Source organism: Paraperlucidibaca baekdonensis (genome assembly GCF_003387535.1).
In the GTDB taxonomy this organism is placed as follows: Bacteria; Pseudomonadota; Gammaproteobacteria; order Pseudomonadales; family Moraxellaceae; genus Perlucidibaca; species Perlucidibaca baekdonensis.
Genome location: NZ_QUNR01000004.1, coordinates 168,330 through 191,642, shown reverse-complemented (window position 1 = coordinate 191,642; position 23,313 = coordinate 168,330). Strand labels below are relative to the sequence as shown.

22 protein-coding genes, 1 tRNA gene and 1 pseudogene are annotated in these 23,313 nt (G+C 52.8%); 11 read left to right on the top strand and 13 right to left on the bottom strand.

The genetic code is table 11. The annotated features are described in order from the left end of the window. Positions 1-299: 299 nt before the first annotated feature. Positions 300-1,406, bottom strand: a pseudogene (locus DFR26_RS09735) (CaiB/BaiF CoA transferase family protein); the annotation flags it as partial. A 162-nt stretch (positions 1,407-1,568) separates the two neighbouring features. On the opposite strand from DFR26_RS09735, the gene DFR26_RS09730 reads away from it, so the two are divergent. The 6 genes from DFR26_RS09730 (at position 1,569) to DFR26_RS09705 (ending at position 7,308) form a co-directional block, all read left to right on the top strand. Next, on the top strand, positions 1,569-2,471 hold the full coding sequence (locus DFR26_RS09730) for an acyltransferase (protein ID WP_116208775.1): 903 nt from the start codon (positions 1,569-1,571) through the stop codon (positions 2,469-2,471). Positions 2,472-2,517: 46 nt separating this feature from the next. After that, positions 2,518-2,796, top strand: coding sequence for a PA4642 family protein (locus DFR26_RS09725; protein ID WP_116208774.1), 279 nt, complete (start codon positions 2,518-2,520; stop codon positions 2,794-2,796). A gap of 61 nt (positions 2,797-2,857) precedes the next feature. After that, a complete protein-coding gene (locus DFR26_RS09720) occupies positions 2,858-3,325 on the top strand; it encodes a DUF4282 domain-containing protein (protein WP_116208773.1) in 468 nt (155 codons plus the stop codon). Further along, positions 3,322-4,578, top strand: a complete 1,257-nt coding sequence (locus DFR26_RS09715; RefSeq protein ID WP_116208772.1) for a serine hydrolase domain-containing protein — start codon at positions 3,322-3,324, stop codon at positions 4,576-4,578. The genes DFR26_RS09720 and DFR26_RS09715 overlap by 4 nt, the downstream gene beginning before the upstream one ends. 117 nt (positions 4,579-4,695) lie before the next feature. After that, complete coding sequence (locus tag DFR26_RS09710; RefSeq protein WP_220375767.1) at positions 4,696-5,850, top strand: acyl-CoA desaturase; 1,155 nt, start codon at positions 4,696-4,698, stop codon at positions 5,848-5,850. A gap of 3 nt (positions 5,851-5,853) precedes the next feature. Further along, positions 5,854-7,308: a protein adenylyltransferase SelO gene (locus DFR26_RS09705; RefSeq protein WP_116208770.1), complete on the top strand. Its 1,455-nt coding sequence runs from the start codon at positions 5,854-5,856 to the stop codon at positions 7,306-7,308. A gap of 7 nt (positions 7,309-7,315) precedes the next feature. Here DFR26_RS09705 and DFR26_RS09700 read toward each other — a convergent pair whose 3' ends face one another. From DFR26_RS09700 to DFR26_RS09680, 5 genes are read right to left on the bottom strand one after another with little or no spacing between them, the layout of a single operon-like run. Beyond that, positions 7,316-7,993, bottom strand: a complete 678-nt coding sequence (locus tag DFR26_RS09700) for a hypothetical protein (RefSeq protein WP_116208769.1) — start codon at positions 7,991-7,993, stop codon at positions 7,316-7,318. A 3-nt stretch (positions 7,994-7,996) separates the two neighbouring features. Then, the gene (locus tag DFR26_RS09695) at positions 7,997-8,662 is read right to left on the bottom strand and encodes a hypothetical protein (protein ID WP_116208768.1); all 666 of its coding nucleotides are present in this window, start codon (positions 8,660-8,662) and stop codon (positions 7,997-7,999) included. A gap of 51 nt (positions 8,663-8,713) precedes the next feature. Then, entirely contained in the window at positions 8,714-9,532 is an 819-nt protein-coding gene (queF, locus tag DFR26_RS09690) for an NADPH-dependent 7-cyano-7-deazaguanine reductase QueF (RefSeq protein WP_116208943.1), read from the bottom strand. Between the two features lie 5 nt (positions 9,533-9,537). Further along, the gene (locus DFR26_RS09685) at positions 9,538-10,320 is read right to left on the bottom strand and encodes an ABC transporter permease (protein ID WP_116208767.1); all 783 of its coding nucleotides are present in this window, start codon (positions 10,318-10,320) and stop codon (positions 9,538-9,540) included. After that, complete coding sequence (locus tag DFR26_RS09680; protein ID WP_116208766.1) at positions 10,317-11,267, bottom strand: ABC transporter ATP-binding protein; 951 nt, start codon at positions 11,265-11,267, stop codon at positions 10,317-10,319. The genes DFR26_RS09685 and DFR26_RS09680 overlap by 4 nt, the downstream gene beginning before the upstream one ends. A 153-nt stretch (positions 11,268-11,420) precedes the next feature. Here DFR26_RS09680 and DFR26_RS09675 point away from each other — a divergent pair, with 153 nt between their 5' ends. From DFR26_RS09675 to phrB, 5 genes are read left to right on the top strand one after another with little or no spacing between them, the layout of a single operon-like run. Beyond that, positions 11,421-12,731 (top strand): NAD(P)/FAD-dependent oxidoreductase, encoded by a 1,311-nt coding sequence (locus DFR26_RS09675; RefSeq protein ID WP_116208765.1) that lies wholly within the window; start codon positions 11,421-11,423, stop codon positions 12,729-12,731. Then, positions 12,728-13,483, top strand: coding sequence for a DUF1365 domain-containing protein (locus tag DFR26_RS09670; protein WP_116208764.1), 756 nt, complete (start codon positions 12,728-12,730; stop codon positions 13,481-13,483). The genes DFR26_RS09675 and DFR26_RS09670 overlap by 4 nt, the downstream gene beginning before the upstream one ends. Then, positions 13,480-14,694, top strand: a complete 1,215-nt coding sequence (locus DFR26_RS09665; protein ID WP_116208763.1) for an SAM-dependent methyltransferase — start codon at positions 13,480-13,482, stop codon at positions 14,692-14,694. The genes DFR26_RS09670 and DFR26_RS09665 overlap by 4 nt, the downstream gene beginning before the upstream one ends. Positions 14,695-14,725: 31 nt before the next feature. Further along, entirely contained in the window at positions 14,726-15,673 is a 948-nt protein-coding gene (locus DFR26_RS09660) for a MerR family transcriptional regulator (protein WP_116208762.1), read from the top strand. Further along, on the top strand, positions 15,643-17,106 hold the full coding sequence (gene phrB / locus DFR26_RS09655; protein ID WP_116208761.1) for a deoxyribodipyrimidine photo-lyase: 1,464 nt from the start codon (positions 15,643-15,645) through the stop codon (positions 17,104-17,106). Before DFR26_RS09660 ends, phrB begins: the two co-directional genes overlap by 31 nt. Here phrB and DFR26_RS09650 read toward each other — a convergent pair. The 7 genes from DFR26_RS09650 to pheT form a co-directional block, all read right to left on the bottom strand. Next, positions 17,079-17,891 (bottom strand): ParA family protein, encoded by an 813-nt coding sequence (locus tag DFR26_RS09650; RefSeq protein ID WP_116208760.1) that lies wholly within the window; start codon positions 17,889-17,891, stop codon positions 17,079-17,081. The genes phrB and DFR26_RS09650 overlap by 28 nt on opposite strands. A gap of 73 nt (positions 17,892-17,964) precedes the next feature. Then, positions 17,965-19,200, bottom strand: a complete 1,236-nt coding sequence (locus tag DFR26_RS09645; RefSeq protein ID WP_116208759.1) for a nucleoside recognition domain-containing protein — start codon at positions 19,198-19,200, stop codon at positions 17,965-17,967. Positions 19,201-19,595: 395 nt separating this feature from the next. Further along, the gene (locus DFR26_RS11370) at positions 19,596-19,868 is read right to left on the bottom strand and encodes a ComEA family DNA-binding protein (protein WP_425453368.1); all 273 of its coding nucleotides are present in this window, start codon (positions 19,866-19,868) and stop codon (positions 19,596-19,598) included. A 179-nt stretch (positions 19,869-20,047) separates the two neighbouring features. After that, positions 20,048-20,124 (bottom strand) — tRNA-Pro (locus DFR26_RS09635). A 46-nt stretch (positions 20,125-20,170) separates the two neighbouring features. Further along, a complete protein-coding gene (locus DFR26_RS11365) occupies positions 20,171-20,596 on the bottom strand; it encodes a MerR family transcriptional regulator (protein WP_425453364.1) in 426 nt (141 codons plus the stop codon). Continuing rightward, positions 20,571-20,873, bottom strand: a complete 303-nt coding sequence (gene ihfA, locus DFR26_RS09625) for an integration host factor subunit alpha (protein ID WP_116208756.1) — start codon at positions 20,871-20,873, stop codon at positions 20,571-20,573. Before ihfA ends, DFR26_RS11365 begins: the two co-directional genes overlap by 26 nt. A gap of 29 nt (positions 20,874-20,902) precedes the next feature. Then, on the bottom strand, positions 20,903-23,269 hold the full coding sequence (gene pheT, locus DFR26_RS09620; protein ID WP_116208755.1) for a phenylalanine--tRNA ligase subunit beta: 2,367 nt from the start codon (positions 23,267-23,269) through the stop codon (positions 20,903-20,905). Between the last annotated feature and the right edge of the window lie 44 nt (positions 23,270-23,313).

Below are 23,313 nucleotides of genomic sequence, written 5' to 3'. Positions count from 1 at the left end.
CTTGCTCTGATATGCAGACACCCTGTGTACGAAAATACTGGTACAAACCCATCACATCTGGCAATGGCCCTGTTACACCGATTTTACTACGCATTTTTTACACCAAATTAGCTGAAAGCCTCGCCACGCTTGATTTTGGCAATGCCGGCTCGGGGCACCATCTGCTTTCTCAATCTCACCACTAAACGACGCCATCCTTGGCATCTTTTGTGTGCGCGTTAAGCCACCGCACCCGATGACTTGGCCTGCTTGATCTCATCGGCGCTAAAACCAACAGCCGCCATCACCGCCTCCGTGTGTTCACCAAGCGTGGCGCCTGTATAGGCATAGCTGGCCTTGGTCTCGGAAAACTTAATCGGCGAGGCTAATTGGCGCTGTGTTTGGCCATTGGGCATGGGCACATCGATCAAGAGCTCACGCGCCACCACATGCGGATGCTCAGTGGACTCGGCAAAGCTCAATACCGGCTCCGTGCAAGAGTCTAGCGCGGCAAAGATCGCGGACCATTCGGCGTAAGTTTTTTTCTTCATTTCGATTTGAATATCGGCTTTGAGCTGCGCGACCACCTCGGGCTGCAACATATTCATGCCCAATGGCGCGAGCTCGGGACGGCCTATTGCAGCGCAAAACTGCATGAAGAACTGCGGCTCCAAACCACCGACTGAGAAGTAGCGAGCATCGGCAGTTTCGTAGCAATCATAGAAACTACCGCCATTGAGCTGCGTGTTTTCTAGGCCAGGCTGTTCGCCGCCGTTGAGTGCGCCCGGCGCGGTGAGTGCGTGCAAACTAAAGGCGGCATCGGTCATGGAAATATCCACATGCTGGCCCACACCCGTGGCTTGGCGATGAATAACCGCGGCCAATAGGCCAATCACGGCATGGCATGAACCACCAGCGATATCGGCCACCTGCACGGCCATGGGTGCTGGGCCTGAGGCTTTGCGGCCGTTGTAGCCGAGCACGCCAGCAATCGCCAAATAATTCATGTCATGACCGGCGCGATCTTTATACGGCCCGGTTTGGCCATAGCCAGTAATGGAGACATAGATAATTTTCGGGTTAATGGCTTTTAATGCGTCATAGCCCACGCCCAAACGATCCATAACACCCGGGCGAAATTGCTCAACGACAATGTCGTATTCAGCCACCAAGCGCTTCACTACATCGAGGCCGGCCGGCGACTTCATATCGATGCCAATGGAGCGCTTGGAACGATTCAAATAGCCGTGCGCCGCAGAATTTCCATCGCTGGCAATCGGCGGCAGCATGCGCACCATATCAGGTCGCGATGGCGACTCCACACGCAACACATCTGCGCCCATATCGGCGAGCATTAAGGTGGCAAACGGGCCTGGCAACAAGGCCGAGAAATCGAGCACTTTCAGACCCGCGAGTGGACCGGACATAACATTACCTCTAATAAGATGAGTGACTAAGCGGTCAGCATGCTAGTACGCACGTCAGACACTGCCAATGACCAGAACGCTCATCGGATGACATCTCTGGGCATTGCACGAAGGTCGTAGGGCGCGAGATACTTGCGCGAGTGCCCGTCAGAGCTCAACGCTATGCTGTCTTTGTTACCCGCCCCACTACTTGGTCTACTGGTAGGCACTTTGTTAGTGCTATCGATTTTGATGGCCTCTGTTGTGATTTTGCTGATGAGTCCGTTAAAGCTGCTGTCGCTGATTTTTCCGGTCATCAGCCCGCGCGTGCGCCGCGCCATTGCCGCCGTGCAAGAAGCGTGGACAAGCACCAATTCACTGATATTTAAGTTACTGCCTGACTTAACTTGGGATGTACGTGGCCTGCAAAACTTACACCGCGACCGCTGGTACTTTGTTGTCTCAAATCATCAATGCTGGATGGATATTCTCACCGCTTTTCATGTGCTGAACCGTCGCATTCCGCCGCTTAAGATTTTTATCAAGCAAGATCTTCTATATGTGCCGGTGATTGGACTTGCTGTCTACACCCTTGACTACCCGTTTATGAAGCGCTTTAGCCGTGAATTGATTGCCAAGAAGCCACATTTACGCGGCAAAGACTTGGAAACGACACGACGCGCCTGCGAAAAATACAAAGGCTATCCGGTCAGCGTCATGAGCTACTTGGAGGGCACCCGCGCCACGCCGGCCAAAATGGCCGCCTGCGAAACGCCCTATCAACAGCTATTGCCGCCGAAATCTGCCGGTGCCGCTTTTGTGCTCAATGCGCTGGGCTCACAAATGGATACCGTGCTCGATTTGACCATTGCCTATCCGGGCGGTGTGCCGAGCTTCTGGGACTTTTGCTGTGGCCGTGTACGGCGAATTGTGGTTGATGTGACCTTGCGCGAGATTCCGGCGCACTTTTGCCAGGGCAGCTTTGAAAACAATCCCGCATTTCGCGCAGAATTTACGCAATGGACACAGCAGCTGTGGGCACAGAAGGATGAATTACTTCTGACATGGCGGCGTGTCAACGACTAAACTCTATTATTACCACTTTGTTTTTAACAGCCTTCGGGAGAGCACTATGGGCGTTTCACAACCGGCTACATTTGACGAAACCTGGTCAGATGAGCGCATTGCAAGCTTTTTAGCGCAGCAGCCACCTATTGGTGAAAGTGCCGACTTTTATGTGCTGTACACCGCCTATAAGCACATGCGTATCAGTGACTTTGCCACCCTGCTGTCTCATTTTAAAGCCGCCGGACGCGACACGCAGGCACGCAATCAGGCCGGCCATACGCTCAGTGACATCATTACGCAACATGCGCATTCGCAGCCCTTTGTCGATCTGCTAACGCGCTAAAGTCTATTAGCCGCCCTACTGGCGCAGGTAACCCTTTGCGCTGAAGACAGTGAGTAAGATCATGCCAAAATCACCACGAGCAACGCCCAAGCCCAGTAAAATGAGCTTGTTTCGCGACTACCTTGTCTTACTGTGTGATTTGCGTTTTTCGCGCTACTTGACCGTGCAAATGCTGCCAATTTTTTATGTGCTTTTGGTGATTGGCGGAGTGGGCGTTATTGGTCAATTCGTCTGGGACGCGTTTGCGCAAACACTGTTGCGCGGTACGGTTTTTTTAATCGCCACGCCCATGGCGGTCTTGATCTGGGTCTCTGCGTGTCGTGCACTCACCGAGTTTTTGTTGGCCGTATTTCGCATGTCGGAAGATGTTAATCGCTTGGCAGGCATTCGCCCCACCGTCGACAAACTCGACAAATTTATCAATGGCCCGAGCTGGATCAGTCGCTTAGTTGGCGCGGTGCAAACAACCAACCAACAAGCAAAAGCGCCGCGCGCCACACCCGCCATTCATCCTGAGAAAACGCCGTGAAATTATTATCCAGTAACACCTGTCGCACCCCGAAAAGCTTAGCCGAAGTCACGCAATTTGACCCCAGCAAGGAAGCTGATCTAGCCGCTATTGGCATGTCTGCTAAACAAAAAGAGACTATTTGGCGTGCTGTCGAGGGGCTATATCGCACCGGCATCTCGCCCGCGATTACCTTTACGCTTCGGCGTCAGGGTCATGTCGTGTTTAATCGCTCGCTCGGCCATATTAGCGGCAATGGCCCAGATGACAGCCCTGATGCAAGCAAAGTATTAGCGCAACCAGACACGCCCATGTGTTTGTTTTCTGCATCAAAAGTGGTCACGGCCATGCTTATTCATAAGCTAGCCGAAGATCACAAAATCGACCTATTAGCCCCCGTTGCTCACTACCTGCCGGCCTTCGCCGCAAATGGCAAAGCCCATGTGACCACCGCGCATATTTTGGCGCACCGCGCGGGTATACCGACTATTCAAGGTGATTTTGATACGGATATTCTGTTCGACACTGAGCAAGTTGTTGATATTTTATTCAATGCCAAGCCGAGTTCGCGCAGTGGTCATCGCGCCGCTTATCACGCCGTGACTGGCGGCTATATTTTAGGCGAACTAATTCGAGCCGTAACCGGCCAAGATGCGCGCGAGTATTTGCGCGACACGATTCAAAAGCCACTCGGCATGAAATACTTCAACTACGGCCTAGCGCCTGAGTTTCGCGGTGAAGAGGCCATGGGCTATGCGACTGGCTACAAGCCAGTACTAGCGGTCGATTGGTTTTTGCAAAATGCCCTTGGCGGCGACTTGGAAACCGTGGTGAATGTCAGTAATGATCCGCGCTTTATGGATATCATCTGCCCTGCCGGCAATATCTACGCCAACGCCGATGAAGCCTGCCGATTCTTTGAGCTGTTACTACGCGGTGGCAGCCTCGATGGCCAACGCATTTTTGACCCGCTCACTATTCGTCGTGCCACACTCGAGGCCGGCAAGCCACAGTTTGATGGCACATTGTTGGCTCCCCTGCGCTACAGCCACGGCATGATGTTAGGAGGCAATCCAGTCGGTCTGTATGGCCCCATGACTGGCCGCGCATTTGGCCACCTAGGTTTCTCCAATATTTTTTGCTGGGCCGACCCTGAACGCGATATTTCCGTGTCACTCCTGACCTCTGGCAAACCCGTGATGGGGCCGCACTTACCCGCGCTGGCAAAACTCTTGGCAAGCATCTCGTTTAATGCGCCTAAAGTCAGCCGTTAGGCAGGACACATGCTGTTATAGTTTTGAAATTGTTGATGCTCATCAATGGGGCTATAATCGCACTTTGTGAACAGTCATACACTGAGTCATTACTGAGGCAACACTATGTCTGACAACATGACATCTGCAACACCGTCTACCCATGCCAAGCCGCCGATTAATTGGCTTGGTGCCAGCGTATTGGTGTCGACACCCATTTTAGCGCTGCTTATTTTGCCAACGTATGCGTGGTTTGCCGACTTCTCCACAGCTGCTTGGGTCAGCTTTATTGTCCTCAGTATTCTCAATGGCATGGCCATCACTGGTGGCTATCACCGTTTATGGGCGCACCGTGCTTATGAAGCACACTGGTCGCTGCGCATTTTTTATATGCTGTTTGGCGCCATGGCTACTCAAAACAGTATTTTAGTCTGGGCATCTGGGCACCGGACACATCATCGTCATGTCGATGATGTTGACCACGACCCCTATTCATCGAAGCGTGGCTTCTGGTTTTCGCATATTGGTTGGATGTTGCGCAAATACGAATCCGGCAAGGAAGACTTCCGCAACGCGCCGGATTTGCTGAGCGATCCCATCGTGATGTTCCAACACAAACATTATTTGGCGATTGTACTGGCGATGAATGTGGGCCTACCGCTACTCATTGGCGCCATGGTCGGCGATGTCTGGGGCGTGTTACTGCTCGGCGGTTTGTTTCGTCTGGTCTACAGCCATCACACCACGTTTTTCATCAATTCCTTGGCGCATATGTGGGGCAGCCGACCTTACACCGACGAAAATACCGCGCGCGATAATGGTTTCTTAGCGCTGTTTACTTACGGTGAGGGCTACCATAACTATCACCATATTTTTCAATACGATTACCGCAACGGCATTCGTTGGTATCAATTTGATCCAACCAAGTGGCTCATTTTGGCTCTGTCATGGGTGGGCATTACGCGCAACCTGAAGCGCTGCCCGGAATTTGCCATCGAAAAAGCTAAGCTCACCATGCAGTTTAAGCAGGCCGAATCCAAGCTTTCGTTGATTGCCGTCGGTCATGCACAACTCGAATCATGGCGCGCTAAATTGACGCAAGAGTCCGAGCACTTCAGCCAAGTAATGACCGACTGGAGCCAGCTGAAAGAAGCCTGGTATGGCGAGAAAAAACGCCAGCTTTTGCAAAAATGGGAAGAAGCAAACTTCCGCAACCGCTTCCAAGAAATCGAGTACCGCTTGAAAATGCAGCGTAAGCGCCTGCGCCTGTTAACCGCTCAGGTCACTGCCTAAGGCATGATGGTCTTCGACAATACGTACATAACCCTGCCGCCATCACTTTGGCGGCGGCAGGTTCCCTCCCCGCTGCAACGCCCCAAACTGCTTACACTCAACCACTCACTGCTCAGCGAGCTCGCACTTGATGCCCATTGGTGGCATAGCGCCGAAGCCCTTGCCGGACTCTCTGGCGCAACCCCATGGCCAGGCACAGAAGCCATCGCGATGAAATATGCAGGCCATCAGTTCGGGGGCTGGAACCCAGATCTTGGTGATGGTCGCGGCGTATTGCTTGGCGAAATACACGCGCCCAACAGCGCCTGTAACCACATTGGCGCCACGCGAATTGATCTGCATTTAAAAGGCAGCGGCCCAACACCCTTCTCGCGTCAAGGTGATGGACGCGCCGTTTTACGCTCCAGTATTCGCGAATACCTGGCTGGCGAAGCATTGCATGCATTGGGCGTGCCCTCAACGCGGGCATTGGCGATTGTCAGCTCAGCTCATCCTGTGCGCCGCGAGCGTATGGAAACGGCAGCCACACTGTTGCGTGTGTCACCTTGCCATATTCGCTTTGGTCATTTTGAGTGGCTTTTTCACAGCCAACAACACGACGACATACGCGCGCTTGCTGACTATTGCATCGCGCGCTATTACCCAGATGCCGCCAACCACGCTAAACCCTATCTCGCCTTATTGGCAGGTATTATTTCCCGTACCGCGCGGCTGATGGCCGATTGGCAAGCGCAAGGCTTCGCCCATGGCGTGATGAACACCGACAATTTCTCGATCGCTGGTGAAACACTGGACTTCGGGCCTTATGGATTTTTAGAAACCTACGACCCTTACTTAATTTGCAATCATTCCGACCATAACGGCCGCTATGCGTGGTACCTGCAACCGTCAGTGGGCCTGTGGAACCTAAACGCACTCGCACAGGCGTTTACGACGTTGATCAGCATTCCGGACATTGAACTGGCATTAGCGCAATACGAGCCACAGCTTATTGAGCACTATGACCAATGCATGAATGCCAAGCTAGGCCTGGGAGCTGTGCAGATAGGCGATCGGGACTTGGTGGCGGCCTGGCTGGCGTTATTGCAAAAAAGTCAGCAGGATTATGCGCAACGCTTTCGCTGGTTGAGTGAGCAGCCACTGCAAGCGCTTAGCAGCGCGGACTGGGGTGCGCACTCGCCGCAGGCTAGCGAGTGGCTAGCGCGGTATGCTCAACGGCTATCATCACACAATCAAGCGCAGCGTTTACACGACATGCAAGCCGTGAATCCTTGCTATGTGCTGCGCAATTACCTAGCACAGCAAGCCATTGATGCCGCCGAACAAGGCGATGCCTTGCCGCTAGAGCAACTCACCGAAGCACTGCAATCGCCCTTTACACGAGATCAGCGCTTTGAAACGTTTGATGCGCCTGCACCGGCGTGGGCGGCTTGCTTATCGATCAGCTGCTCATCCTAAAAACGGCTTAAGCGCTCTCAAGCAGCATATCGCCAAAATAGCGGCCAAAGGCTTGCAGCTCCGTGCGCTTCAACGCCGGAATTAAACGCTTGATGGCACTTTTAGAGCCTTTCGAAATGGCTGTATCGCCCACCGCGAAAACATTCCGCGCAATAAAACCTAGTGTCACTGCCTGTGCAGACTCTCGGTAAAAGGCCTGCACGGCGAGGTCGGCAAAGCGCAACATGGCATCTGTCATTGCCGCGTGATTATCGCCGTGTGCCGCCGCATCAGCCCAAGCCTGTTTGAGCAGCAAAAAATCCGCCTGCTCAAGCTCAAAACTGATGAAGTCGCGCAGCACACCCGCCACCGGATGTTGCGTACGGCGGCTGGCAATATAGCTGGTCATGGGCCGCAACTCGGCATTCGACATCTTCGCAAGCACTTGTTTCACGAGCGTGTGCGCCGTGCTTTTAATGACCTTTGCCACCGTGTCGAGCACCTTCGGCGCACTGCTTGATGCAGACGAGCCTTTCATCAGGTTCAGCACCAGCGCATCGACAATTTCATCTGCATAACGTTGTGCTAACGATACAACAGCACCCGCTTGAGGCGTGCTAGGCACACCATCGGCAAAGGCTGCTAGCACCTCATTAAACTCGCGGGTAAGTGTTTTAGATGCGGGAAATGCAAACAGAAATGGCATAGTTTAACCTTGGGTAAACATCCGGCCATAATGCGCGGAGACGGCCTGCAAATCTGTGTCACTCATTGACATAAAAAGCTTAGAGGTCGCTGAATTGCTACCTTTAATAATCGTTGAGCGACCAACCGACACCATTTTCTTTTTCACAAAGCCAAGCTCTAATGAGTTGGTAAAGTCATCGTAAAAAGCCGACGTAGCAGACTCAACAAAGTCACTCATGGCCGCTGTTAAGTCCTGACGGGTTCCGTCGAGTTGACCGTTGGCAATACGCGCCAAGATATCTTCAAAACGCTTACCCAAAGCCGGTGTCATCACAAAGCCAAACTTCGTCACGCCATCGACGACTTGACGACGACTTTTCAAATACGCCGCTAATTTATCTTGTTCGGCGTTGCTGACCTTACCCATGATTTGTTTGATCAGCACATGCATCGTACTTTTCAGTAGGTTCGCAAGCACATTAAGCACACCGCCGCCCTCACCGCCGGCCTTGAGAATATCAATGACATCAAGTGCCATCGCTTTCACGACCGCATCCGTTGTGCCGATAGATAAACGAATCGACGTTGCCGAGTCAGCGTACTGGCCATTGGCCTGATTAGCGATTAGCTCATCAATGGTGGATTGCAGCGAGGCTTCTAACGGAAACCCAAAAATGTATTGGCTCATAAATATTCTCGGTCTTATTGATTAAAAGGGATAAGTGGTCATAGTTATACCTTATTGACGCGCCATACGCAGCGAGTCGGTTAGGCTTTCGAAGTTTGATCGGAACGGGTTGATATCAAGCCCACCACGACGGGTATAGCGCGCATACACGGTCAGTTTCTCTATTTTCGCATACTGCATCAAGTCATGAAAAATTCGCTCAACGCATTGTTCGTGAAAGTCAGCATGGCGCCGAAATGACACCAAATACGCCAATAAGCTTTCTGGGTCGAGCGCAGGACCAACCGCATGAATGATCACGCTGGCCCAGTCCGGCTGGTCTGTCACCGGGCAATTTGTACGCAATAAATGGCTGTGCCACAACGCCTGCTCACGCACGCCCTCACGGGTTTTTAGCAGACTCGGGTCAGGCGTATAAGTTTCGGTGATGAGCGGCAAGTCATCCAAGCAAACGCCCGGAAAAGCGTGCAGTTGAGTGGCTACCCCTGCTGGCAACAGCGTCAGTGTCACGAGAGCTTCGGCAACGACAGAGAGATCCGTTTCGACACGCTTCACAAACGCTTGCGGGTTGGCAAAGTGCGTGAAATTCAAGCCATTGAAATACAGCTTCAGCGATTTTGACTCAATGATATTGGCCGAGTTTGCTGGCACGCGTATCTCGCCGATGGCAACGCATGGCTTACCGTTTGGGTCGAGCCATGACAGCTCATAATGCGTCCACAAATCTACCCCATGAAATGGTAGCGCGTCGTCATCAATCCCAAGTGCTTGGCGCGAGAATTGCCGCGGAATGGGCTGCAATAGTTCAGCACATGGCGAGTCCGGATAATCCGTGGCTTGGCCCAGCTGCGTGAGTGTGTGTAAATCCATGATCATTACTCGCGCATGCCGGTGCCGCGATTGAGCAGATGCAGCGCGAAAGCAAATAGCGCCATGGTAATCACAGTAATCAGCAGCAATGAGCTAAAAATTGGCACATCGCTGTGACCTAGCACGCCATAGCGGAAGGCATTCACCACGTAGACAATCGGGTTGAGCATGGAGACTTGCTGCCAAAAGGGCGACAACAAATCCATGGAATAAAACACGCCACCCAAGTAGGTCAGCGGCGTCAGCACAAAGGTCGGCACAATCGAGACATCATCGAAGCTTTTCGCGTAAACCGCATTAACAAAGCCACCAAGCGAAAACAACACCGCCGTGATGAACACGCTGTAGAGCATGACAAAGCCGTGATGCAGCGTTAGGTCGGTAAAAAACAACGATAGCAGCGTGACAATGACGCCGACCATCAGGCCACGAGTAACGCCACCCAAGACAAATCCGATCAAAATCACCGCATGGGGTACCGGCGAAATTAATAATTCTTCGATGCTGCGCTGAAACTTCGCACCATAAAAGCTCGACACCACATTGGCGTAGGAGTTGGTAATAATCGCCATCATAATCAGGCCCGGCACAATAAACTGCATGTAACTAAAGCCCTGCATGCTACTGATGTTGCGTCCAACCAAATTGCCAAAAATGACAAAATACAAGGTCATGGTGATGGCCGGTGGCAGAAGCGTTTGCACCCAAATACGTGTGAAACGACGTACCTCTTTGAAGACGATCGTTTGCAGTGCCACCCAATTTTCTGAAGACAAGATAACGCTCATGCAGCACCGCCTGTCGCTGAGGCATCGGCGTCGAGATTTTTTTCTACCAAGCGCACAAACAACTCCTCCAAGCGATTACTTTTATTGCGCATGCTACTCACATGCAGGCCGTGTTCAGTCAGGGCCGAAAACACGTGATTAAGTGACTGCCCTTGTCGAATATCCACTTCTAGCGCGCGCTCTGCTGTTTGTCGTAGCTGATAATCCTCAATGACAGGCAATTGCCTTACCCGCTCATTGATGTCTAGTACAAAGGTCTCCTGCTGCAACTTTGCCAACAGTGAGCGCATATCCGTATTTTCGACCACCGTGCCTTTATCTAAAATGGCAATGTTACGACACAACGACTCCGCCTCTTCCAAATAGTGCGTGGTCAGGATAATCGTCGTGCCTTGTTGATTAAGGCGCGTTAAATATTCCCACATCGAGCGTCGCAGCTCGATGTCCACACCGGCGGTTGGCTCGTCTAAAATCAGCAGCTTAGGCTCATGTACTAATGCCCGAGCCACCATAAGACGACGCTTCATGCCACCCGACAGCATGCGCGCTTGCTGATGGCGCTTGTCCCACAAACCGAGCTGATCTAAGTATTTTTCAGCTTGCTCATAGGCACGCTTGCGTGGCAAGCCATAATAACCCGCCTGTGTGGCTAAAATATCAATCACCTGCTCAAACTGGCCAAAGTTAAACTCTTGCGGAACAACGCCAAGGAAGCGTTTTGCGGCGTTTAAGTCGGTATCGATGTCATGGCCAAACACAGATACTTGACCACTGGTTTTCTTCACTAACGAGCTGATGATGCCAATACAGGTGGATTTTCCCGCACCATTTGGCCCTAGCATGGCAAAAAAGTCACCTGGCTCAACTCGCAAATCGACACCTTTAAGCGCGCAAGTACCTGAATTATATGTTTTTACTACGGAGGTCAACTGCAATGCTGCGGTCATCGACACCACTCCTTAAAAATTGAAAAAAACTTCACTTACTTTCTGTAACACGGGCAGAACTCGCGAGTCTAATTTGCGAGTTGTATTAAACAGCGTAGGTAATTATGATGGACACAACACGGTTTGTACTAGACAAAAATAGGAATCACTCGCATGACTAAATCCAAGATAGCGGTTGTTGGTTCCGGTATTTCGGGTCTGAGCGCTGCTTGGCTGTTGGCCAAGCATCATCATGTGACGGTTTATGAAGCAGCCAACTACGCCGGTGGCCACAGCAATACGGTCGACGTGACGCTCAATGGCATTAGCCACCCGGTAGATACTGGCTTTTTAGTCCATAACGACCGAACGTATCCTAACCTGATTGCTCTCTTTAAGCATATTGGCATCGATACGCCGGCCAGCGATATGTCATTTAGCGTGAAATTACCGCACGTCAATGTTGAGTGGGCGGGCGCGACCCTAGGTACGTTGTTTGCGCAAAAGCGAAACCTGTTTCGACCCAGCTTTTGGCGCATGATTCGCGATATTCTTAACTTCAACAAGCGTGCGCACGACTTACTCGCCAGCGTCCAAGACGGTGACATGAGCCTTGGCCAGTTGCTTGATCGCGAAGGCTACAGCCGCGAGTTCCGCGAATGGTATTTGCTGCCCATGGGTGCTGCGATATGGTCGAGCCCGATGGATGATATGGCGGACTTCCCTGCCAAAACATTCATTCAATTTTGTTTAAACCATGGTTTGCTGCAAATCAATGATCGGCCTCAGTGGAAAAGCATTCGTGGTGGTTCACGTGTGTATGTCGAGCGTTTATGTGCCGATATCCGCGCCCACGATGGCCACGTGCTACTCAACACCCCCGTGCAGCAGGTCACTCGCCACGCCGACGGCGTGCACATTGCTACGGCCAATGGCGTTGACGTATTCGACCAAGTCGTCATGGCGTGTCATACCGATCAGTCCTTAGCGCTCCTCACCGATGCCCATGCACAAGAAAAGGCCGTGCTCGCCGCGGTGCGCTATCAGCCCAATACCGCGTACTTACACACCGACGAAAACTTGATGCCCATGCGTAAAAGCGCTTGGTCAGCGTGGAATTATTACGCCGGCGCTTCACAGGCTGGCGAATTCCCAGTGGCGGTCACCTACTGGCTCAATCGCTTGCAACCGCTGCCCTTCGATCAGGCGGTGATGGTCACGCTGAACCCGCCCGAACCACCCAAGGCATCAGAAACACTCGCGGTTATTGACTATGCGCACCCACTGCTTGATGGCGCGGCGTATCAGGCACAACAAGCACTGCCGAGCATTCAAGGCCTCGATCGCGTGTACTTCGCCGGCGCGTGGGCAAGTTATGGCTTCCATGAAGACGGCTTAAAATCGGGCCTAGCGGTAGCCAATCTGCTCGGCGTGTATGCACCCTGGCAAAATGCCGAAGATCAGTCTTTAGAGCGTGCGGCATGAATAAACCTTGGCTATATAAAGGTCGAGTAGGTCATGCACGGCTTGGCGAGAAGCAAAACGCCTTCGTCTATAACAGCTTCTTTATCTGCTTCCCGCTCTCGCAACGTCAGCAGCTGGCCTCACGTCTGTTTAGCGTCAACCGTTGGAATCTTTTTTCTTGGCATGAAAAAGATCATGGCGACGGCGTCGATGCCCAGCAATGGATTCGCACATTGTTTACCAAACATGGTGCCACCGCCGTTGATGGCGAAATCTATTTGCAAGCCATGCCGCGTATTTTTGGCTATGTCTTCAACCCTGTGAGCTTCTGGTATGGCCACGATCGCCAGGGTCAATTGCGCGCGGTGTTGTGCGAGGTGCGCAACACGTTCGGCGAGCAACATCGGTATTTGCTTCAAGCACCGGATCAGGCGGTCATTACCGATGCCACGGCACTGCACAGCGAGAAAGTTTTTCACGTCTCGCCGTTTTATCCCGTTAGTGGTGAGTACCGTTTTCGTTTCACCGGCAGTGCACAAACACGTCGCGTCGCCATCGATTATTGGCAAGCTGATGTACTGGCCCTGAAAACTTACGTGAGTGGCAAAGCCTGCGAGCTCACTGATCAACACATACTGACAACGCTGATGCAGCTTGGATGGACCACCGTGATGGTGGTGTGGCGCATTCATTGGCAAGCGCTACGACTCTGGTTGAAAGGCGTGACCTTTCACCGCAAACCATCCCCCCCTTCGCTGGAGACCACACGATGAACGCCTCTGCCTCACATTCTATTGACCTATCACGCGCACCGGCTATGGCCCGCCTGCTAATTTCTTTATTTGATCGTCTGCAAGTTGGCGTCATGACGGTGCAATTTCCTGACGGAAGCCGTCGTGATTTTGGCGGCAAAACGCCAGGCATCAATGCCACATTAATCATCAATGATTGGTCTGCTTGCAGCCAAATTCTGCGCGCTGGTGACATCGGCCTAGCCGAGGCCTATCGCGATAAAAAAATCGAACTTCCCGATATTGCCGCCCTGCTGCTGCTGGCCATGGCCAATGAAGATGCCCTCACGCAAGCATTTTACGGTAATTTCTGGGGCACTTTATTTTATAAAATCAAACACTTCCTAGGAAATCGCAACACCCGTAAAGGCAGCAAGAAAAATATTCATGCGCACTATGACCTAGGGAATGACTTTTACAAGCTCTGGCTCGATCGCAGCATGACTTACTCCTCGGCGCTCTTTGATGGTGCCGACATGACGCTAGAGCAAGCACAAACCGCTAAATATGAGCATTTGCTTGATCAGCTCAATGTGCAAGCTGGCGACCATATTCTAGAAATTGGCTGTGGTTGGGGGGGCTTTGCTGAGCATGCCGCCCGCACGCGTGGCGTTCGTATCACGGGCATTTCGCTGTCACAAGAGCAGCTTAAATGGGCACGTGAGCGTGTTAAAGGCACTGATATTGAAGGCCTCTGTGAGTTTCGCTTCCAAGACTATCGCGATGTCAAAGGTCGCTTCGATGCCATTGCCTCCATTGAGATGATTGAGGCTGTTGGTCAGCAATTCTGGCCCTCTTACTTTGGCCAAATTCAACGACTGCTGAAGCCCGGTGGCAAGGCGGGCATTCAGGCCATCACCATCGCTAATGAACGCTTTGAAAGCTATGCCACCGGCACGGACTTTATTCAGCAATACATTTTCCCCGGCGGCATGTTGTTGTCGCCCAATGCCATCGATGAGCAAGCTGCCAAAGCATCATTGCTCGTTGAATCACGGCGCTTTTTCGGCCGCGATTATGCGGAAACCTTGCGACGCTGGCGTGACGAGTTTGAGGTGCATTTAGATACCATCGAGCAACAAGGGTTTGATCAAGCCTTTCAACGCATTTGGCGGTTTTATTACGCCTATTGCGAAGCGGGTTTCGACTCAGGCCGTACCGATGTTTGCCAAGTCATTTTGAGTAAATCGTAACTAACTGCCTACAGGGCATCAGGAGATCGACATGAACGCAGAAGCTACTCGCACGATTTCAAGCAACGACGACGAACCCGTCCTCTTGCCGATTAATGCGGTTGAACGCGAAACTGGCGTATCCAAAGAACTGCTACGGATGTGGGAGCGCCGTTATGGCTTTCCAGCGCCGGAGCGTGATGCCCAAGGCGACCGAATTTACCCGATGGAGCAAGTCGCCAAGCTTCGATTGTTGCGCCGCCTGATTGATCATGGTTTTCGACCCGGCAAAATCATGGCGCATGAAATACCTGAGCTGGAGCGCTTGCTACGCGCGCAAAGTAAGATTGGTAAAGACATTCCCAAAAACCTTGAGGTTGAACTGCTCGAGGCCTTACGTTCGCGCGATCCGGCGCAGTTGCGGGACTATCTCTCGCACCAGCTCATTAAAATGGGCCTGCAAAGCTTCATCATCGACTTCTTGCAACACGCCAACGTCATTGTCGGTGACGCATGGGTACGTGGTCAGCTTGAGATCCACGAAGAGCATTTGTTTACCGAACAAGTGCAAAACTTAGTCCGCCAAGCTATCGGTAACTTGCGAGAGCCCACCAAGCCGCCACGGATTTTGCTGACAACGCCGCCAGAGGAGACGCACACCTTAGGCATCCTCATGGTCGAGGCCATGCTGCGCTTGGATAACGTGGATGCTGTCTGCTACGGCGCACAAATGCCAGTGCGCGATGTTGGCCAAGCGGTATCACGTCACAAAATGAATATTGTCGCGGTTTCGTTTAGCGCGTCGTATCCGGCGAGCAATGCCGTCAACTACCTGGAAGAGTTGCGCTTTCGCCTGCCACTGGCGGTGGATATCTGGGGTGGCGGCGCGGCGCTTCGCTCAACCCGTCGCACCGTCGAGGCAGTCAGCTTTATGCATGACCTGAAAAGCATGAGTCAGGCGGTGCTGGCATGGCGCCGCGTGCATGGAGTCGACTCGTAGTGGCTGAGCATCGTGTTGTTTGGTTAAGAAATGATCTGCGCTTGGCTGATCATCCAGCCTTACATCGTGCCTGTGATGATTCGCAGGCGCAGGTCACTGCGCTATATGCCTACACCCCAGGGCAATGGCGACAGCATGATATGTCCTTGGTGCGCCAAGACTTCGAATGGCGCCAGCTTCGCGCCTTGGCAACTAGCCTCGCCGAGCTAAACATCGCACTTGTGGTGATTGAGGCCAATGACTACGCGACTCTCGTGCCCGAGATCGTGGCGTGGTGTCAGTCACATCAGGTGAGCGCCCTGTACGCACACGAAGCCTATGAGCTCAATGAGCAAGCGCGCGACAAGCACCTGCAGCAAGGCCTGCATGCACAAGGCATTGCCACTCACTGGCTTCACGACAGTTGCATCATTACGCCCGGTCAGGTGCTCACGGGTGATGGCCGTTTTTATACGGTATTTACGCCGTTTAAACGCAATTGGCTGGCACAGCTCGCTGCGCATCAAGTGCAACTGTTGCCACCGCCAAGCAAACGCCCGGCGCCAGCGATACAAAGTACTGCGCTTAGTGCCAGTGCGCCGGGCTTGGCGCGTGACGCTAGGCAGCCATTACTCGACACCCTGTGGCCGGTTGGCGAGCGCGAGGCGCATAAGCGCTTAGCTCAGTTCATTGCGGATGATGGCCGACGTTACAAAGATCAGCGCGACTTCCCCGCCATCAATGGCACAAGCACGCTATCGCCGTATTTGGCAGCCGGCGTGCTGTCTGCGCGTCAATGCCTTGTCGCCGCCGAGCAGCACAAGCGCCATCATGCCGATCAGCAGGGCCTCGATACATGGATTAGCGAGCTGTGTTGGCGTGACTTTTATAAGCATATCTTGACCGGCTTTCCACACGTGTGTCGTCACCAAGCATTTAAGCGCGATACAGACAGGTTGCCGTGGTCAACCCATGAGGCTCATTTTGCCGCCTGGTGCGCCGGCCAAACGGGCTTCCCTATTGTCGATGCGGCCATGCGTCAGCTTAATGAAACCGGCTGGATGCATAATCGCTTACGCATGATTGTTGCGATGTTTTTAACCAAAGACTTGTTTATTGATTGGCGGCTTGGCGAACGCTATTTCATGCAGCAACTTATTGATGGCGATTTATCAGCCAACAATGGCGGCTGGCAATGGAGTGCATCAACGGGAAATGATGCCGCACCATATTTCCGGATTTTTAACCCATTTTTACAAAGTAAAAAATGCGACCCCGACGGTGCGTTTATTCGTCAATTTGTGCCTGAGCTTGCACACCTCGATGCCAAACGTATCCATGAGCCCCATGCTAAAGGCCGCGATGTACGCTTGGCGTACCCGCTGCCCATTGTCGATCATGGCAAAGCACGACTCGATACACTGGCTTACTTTAAGGCCTTAACGCCGCCTTGATCGGAGTTAAGCGCATCAAATAACGCCTCAAACTCACTCGTTAGCTTGTGTTTTGGGGCGCAACTAATCAGCGGCAGGCAGCGCTGGTGAGACTCGCGCATGATAACAGAGGCGGATAGCGGCGGATCTAATATGGGCAGGCCCTCGGCTTTGAGCTCAGCGACCAACTTCTTTGGCAACGCCGCGCGCGGCTGAAACTGATTAATAACAATGCCCTCTACTTGCAGCTCCGCATTATGGTCCTTGCAGGTCTCATCGACGTTTTCCAGCAAGGTGTATAACGCCCGACGCGAGAACGCATCACAATCAAACGGAATCAAGCAACGCTCCGCTGCAATCAATGCCGATAAGGTATAGAAGTTAAAGGCCGGCGGCGTATCAATATAAATCGCATCATACGTGTCGCTAAGTGCCTTCAGTGCCGCCGAGAGCTTATAAATCTTGTGTTTACTCTCGAGCAAATGCTCAATTTCTCGCAACTCAGGATTAGATGGAATTAAATACAGCTGCTTGAACGCCGTGGCATGCACAAACTCAGAGAGTGGCCGCTCTTTGGCGCGAAAGGCCAATGATTGTGCGAAAAACTGACCAATATTTGGCGACAACTCGGGTTTATCACGGCTAAATTCCGCGGCCTCACCCAATAAGTACTGCGTCGCGTTGCATTGTGGGTCAAGGTCAATAATCAGCGTTTTTAAACCACGCTGCGCGCTGATAGCGGCGAGATTTACGGTAATGCTCGATTTACCGACACCACCTTTTTGGTTAAACACCACACGACGCATAAATAATCCTAGTTGTGCAAATAAACAGCTGCGATGGTAGCAGTGCAGCTGTGTAGAGGCGAGATATCAGCACTTAACTGGGCGGGAAAAATACGTAGCAGGCATAAATCGCCGTCGATACACCGGCCAGGTCCGCCAACAAACCACACGCTAGCGCGCCTCGATCCCGCTTCACCCCAATAACGCCGTAATACACCGCCACCACATAAAACGTGGTTTCACTCGAGCCTTGTACCGTTGCAGCCACCAGCGCAGGAAAACTATCAACGCCATACGCCTGCATCGTCTCGAGCATCATGGCGCGCGCACCACTGCCAGATAGTGGCTTCATCAAGGCAGTCGTCAGCGCTGGAATGAAGTCTGTAGCCAGGCCAAGCTGCATGGCAAGCCATGCCGCACCGGCTAATGCAGCGTCTAAGGCACCACTGGCGCGCAAACCTGCAATCGCGACTAACATCGCCAATAGGTAAGGAATTAAGCCAATGGCGGTTTTAAAACCCTCTTTCGCACCATCAATAAATTGATCATATACGGGCTGCTTTCGCCAAAAACCACAGGCAAGAAAGAGCACCACAACGGCGATCAGTAGACCGTTACCAAGCGCGCCAGAGTTAGCGCCCATGTCACTGGCGGGCCATTGCGACACCCAGGTAATAAGCCCCGCTAACAATAAAGCAAAGCCCGCCGCGTAAGCGAAAACCACGCGATTAAACAAGGCGATTCTCTGGCTGAGACAATATGCCGTGACGCCGACGACCGTCGACATCGAGGTCGCCATTAAAATTGGCAGAAACACGCTAGCCGGGTCAGCGGCGCCCTGCTGTGCGCGATACAAAAACACACTGACTGGAATAAGCGTTACCGATGAGGCATTGATCACTAAAAATAAGGCTTGCGCTTTGGTTGCGCGCTCAGGCTCAGGGTTCAGCGTTTGTAGCTCATGCATGGCCTTCAGGCCTAAGGGCGTGGCGGCGTTATCAAGCCCCAATACATTGGCAGATAAGTTCATCGTCATCGCGCCTAATGCCGGATGACCTTTCGGCACCTCAGGCATTAGCTTGGAGAACAGCGGGGTTAGGCCACGGCCGAGTACACGGATTAAGCCGGCGTGCTCGGCGACCTTAAACAGGCCTAACCAGAGCGTCATTAAACCGATCAAGCCAATGCTTATCTCAACGCTTACTTGCGCTGCAGCGAACCACGCAGCCACCACACGACTGCTGCTATCGATGTCGCCAAGCATAACGCTTTGGTAAGCAACACAAAGCACCGTAATAAAGAAAAAACTTAGCCATAGGCGATTGAGCAAACTGAACCCTCTTCTTAACACGCGTTTAGTTAAAGCACGAAAAAATCACGCTTCAGCATAGCTCGCCTGAACAGAAAATTCAGCTGCCAGAACAGTCAGTCGATCAATCGCCGCACTATGACTAGGCTTCACGAGTTGTCCACAAAAACTGTGGATAACTCTGTTGATATCACTCACCGAGAGGCATTTCATGCAGCAGTTACGTAAACTTACACAGATTGGTCAAAAAATATACAGCATGCTAAATATGTTTAAAAACAATAAGATAAATTTGTCAACCGAGTATTTATCGAAACCACACGCAGAGTGGGCCAAGAAAATAACCGCGCTTTTGACAAGTGCACTTCATCGGTCGATAAAATGCACTACGCCTCAAAATTGTCAGACAATAACGCCTAACGGGTACTCAAAATTGCTTTATTGCGCTCATATAGCGCCGGCCCAATTCCTTTAACTTCCATCAGCTGAGCCGGGGTTTTAAAACCCTTGTTTGCTTTGCGCCACGCAACAATCGCTTCCGCTTTTTTCGGCCCCACACCCACCAGTCTCTCGGTAAGCTCTTGTGGGCTAGCACGGTTTAGGTTGAGACGATCTATCTGCGGTTTAGTGGCTACGGGTGCTGCCTTAGCCGGCGGAGCCGCTTGAGCTAAGCCTGGCAGCGCGCACATAGCCACTGCTAGTAAGAGAGCCTGGCAGCGCGACATAAATGCCTGAGGGGCTGTAATGGTGTGTGACATGGGCGTCCTCCTTGGACTGTGTGGGTACACTCCAAGGTATAGACACGCTGAAGCTGGAATGCCAAAAAAATGCCAAAAAAAAGCAGCCGTGCGGCTGCTTAAAAAAGTATTGGTCGGGACGGCAGGATTTGAACCTGCGACCACTTCACCCCCAGCGAAGTGCGCTACCAGGCTGCGCTACGCCCCGACGAAGCACGCATCATACTGAATTTGATTTCGATGTCTAGCCTGCCTTAAGCATCTTGGCGCAACAATTGCTCAATTTGCTCTAAATCGCTCAGCATTTCATCGATTACGCGCTGCAATGGTGCGTTTTCAGCAGGGCTTTTGCTAGCTGCCGGTGCAAGCACGGCTTGTGTTGATGGGGATGTGAGCGGTCCGGTTTTCGACTCGGCCAACTGACTGCGCGCGCCTTGAATGGTGTAGCCCTGGAAGTATAAAAGTTCTCGGATTCGACGAATCAGTTGCACATCTGTGCGCTGATAATAACGTCGGTTACCGCGCCGCTTAACTGGCTTCAGAGACGGAAATTCTTGCTCCCAATAGCGCAGGACGTGACATTTCACATCGCATAGCTCGCTTACCTCACCAATAGTCAGGTAGCGCTTATTAGGAATCTCAGGCAGCGTGGCATTAGTCGCTGTGATGGACATGCTCATCTACCCGCTGCTTAAGCTTCTGACCCGGGCGAAACGTCACCACACGGCGTGCAGAGATCGGAATTTCCTCACCCGTTTTCGGATTTCGACCCGGTCGTTGACGCTTATCACGCAACTCAAAGTTGCCAAAGCCTGACAGCTTCACGAACTGACCATCGGCCAACGACTGGCTTACTTCTTCGAAAAACTGTTCCACGAGCTCTTTTGCCTCGCGCTTATTCAAGCCCAGTTCATCAAACAAGCGATCCACCATATCGGCTTTTGTTAATGCACCCATTGCTGCTTCTCCTGCGTGATTTGAGCGGCTCAGCGTAAATGCACAGACAGTGCGGCCAAGGCCATCAAAATGGCATCTACGCTACCCTGCACTTCAGCATCTAATAATGTGCGCTCGGCATGCTGCCATGTCAGCGTAATCGCTAAGCTGTAGGCGTCTTCAGAAACACCTACCCCTCGGTAAACATCAAACAAATCAATACGCTGCAAGCTATCGCCCGCACTCGCCTCAATACAGCGCTTAATAGCATCTGCACGCAGCGACTCCGGCACCACCAGCGCTAAATCTCGCTGCATTTGCGGAAAGCGCGACAGCGGACTAAAGCGCGGCAAATCGCCTAAAGCGAAGAGACTTTGTGAAAGCTCAAAGGCAAACACCGGCGTGTCGATATCAAAAGCCGCGAGCGTGCTGGGATGTAGCGCCCCAAAAACCCCCAGGCATCGCGATCCGTCACGCAGCTCAGCACACTGGCCAGGGTGAAAACCGGTACGCTGAGCTGCCACAATTTGCAGCGTAGCGACTCTAGCGACACTCAGCAAGTGCTCAATATTTCCTTTCAGATCATAGAAGTCGACGGATGATTTCGTGTTACTCCAGAGCATTGGCAAGGCCGTACCGGCCATCACACCCGATAACATGGGCTCTTGCTGCAGGCCATCGGCTTCGGGCAAAAAGCGCATGCCGGCCTCAAATAAACGCACACGCGCTTGCTGACGACTGAGGTTATGACGCACCGCCATCAATAAACCGGGCAGCAGACTGGTTCGCATGCTCGCTAACTCTTGTGACAGCGGGTTGGCGAGCGTTAATGGCGTTAGTTCTGGCGTGAACGCCTGCTGTACCGAGGCCTCAGTAAAACTAAAAGTGATGGCCTCTTGATAGCCTAGATCGACCAATGCGCGCTTCAGACGACGCAGGCTTTGCGCCGACTCACTGCGCGGCGTTAGCGTAATAGCCGCTTGAGCAGGAGCAACCGGCAGGTTGTTATAGCCAATCAATCGCGCAAGCTCTTCGATCAAATCGACCTCAATGCCAATATCAAAGCGATGGCTTGGTGGTGTCACTAGCCAGCCAGCGTCTGCCGCACTAACGTGCATACCGAGTAGCTCAAGTGACTGCTCGACGTGCGTATCTTGGATGTCGAAGCCCAATACACGGCTGATACGCGCGCGACGCAAAACAATTGCCTGGCGCGTTGGCAAATGGCGATCACTGAGCATCTCCACTACTGGGCCAAGCTCGCCACCGAGTATCTCAACAATCAAGGCACTGGCCAGCTCAATGGCATGGCGAGGCAACTCAGCATCTACGCCGCGCTCAAATCGGTGCGATGCATCGGTGTGCAGGCCATAGCGTCGTGCTTCACCGGCAAGTGCGAGCGGATCAAAATGCGCGGCCTCCAAAAACACATCCACGGTGGCATCTGACACGGCGGTGCGCTGCCCGCCCATCACACCGGCTAGCGCAATAGCCCCGCTATCGTCGGCGATCACGAGGGTGGCGTCACGCAGACTTAATGCTTGGCCATCGAGTAAGGTGAGCGACTCGTCGGCATGAGCGCGGCGAACGCGCACCGCACCTTGCAGGCGTTGATCATCGAAAGCATGCATGGGTTGGCCCAACTCGAGCATCACCCATTGCGTGATATCGACCAATGGGCTGACGCTGCGCACGCCATAACGGCGTAGGCCATCGACCAGCCACGCGGGACTGGCGACTTGCTGCAAGCCACGAATCACGCGGCCAACGTAGCGTGGGCACGCAGCAGGCTCATCAATAGCCATGGTGCGTTTGGCATCACCCGTGGCCGCTATAGTTGCCGGCAATGCCAAGGTGCTGGACAAGCCAAATACGGCAGCGGCTTCGCGCGCCAAACCGCGCAGGCTTAAACAGTCGCCGCGATTAGGCGTTAGACCGAGCGTGATGAGCTGATCATCGAGCGCTAAATACGCGCGAATATCGGCGCCTATGGGCGCATCGGGGGCAAGCTCCCACAAGCCGTCGGAACTTTCTGCCATGCCCAGCTCTTGCTCAGCACACAACATGCCGCTGGAGGCGACACCGCGCAGCTTCGCGGCTTTGATACGAAAGTCGCCGGGCAATATGGCACCAATGGTCGCCACCGGCACACGAATATCAGCCCGCACATTGGCAGCACCACAGACAATTTGCAGTGGCTCGGCTTGACCAATATCGACACGGGCCACGCGTAACTTATCGGCATCGGGGTGCGGCTCGGTGCTCAGCACACGCCCCACCACCACACCGGTAAACGCTGGCGCCATCGGCTCAATAGCATCGACCTCAAGGCCGGCCATGGTGAGTTGGTGGGCGAGCTCGGCAGTCGAGACATTCGGGCTGACAATGCGACGCAGGCGCTGTTCACTAAATTGCATAACACACTCGCAAAGCGCACCTGAAGTACGCTCTATAGATGATT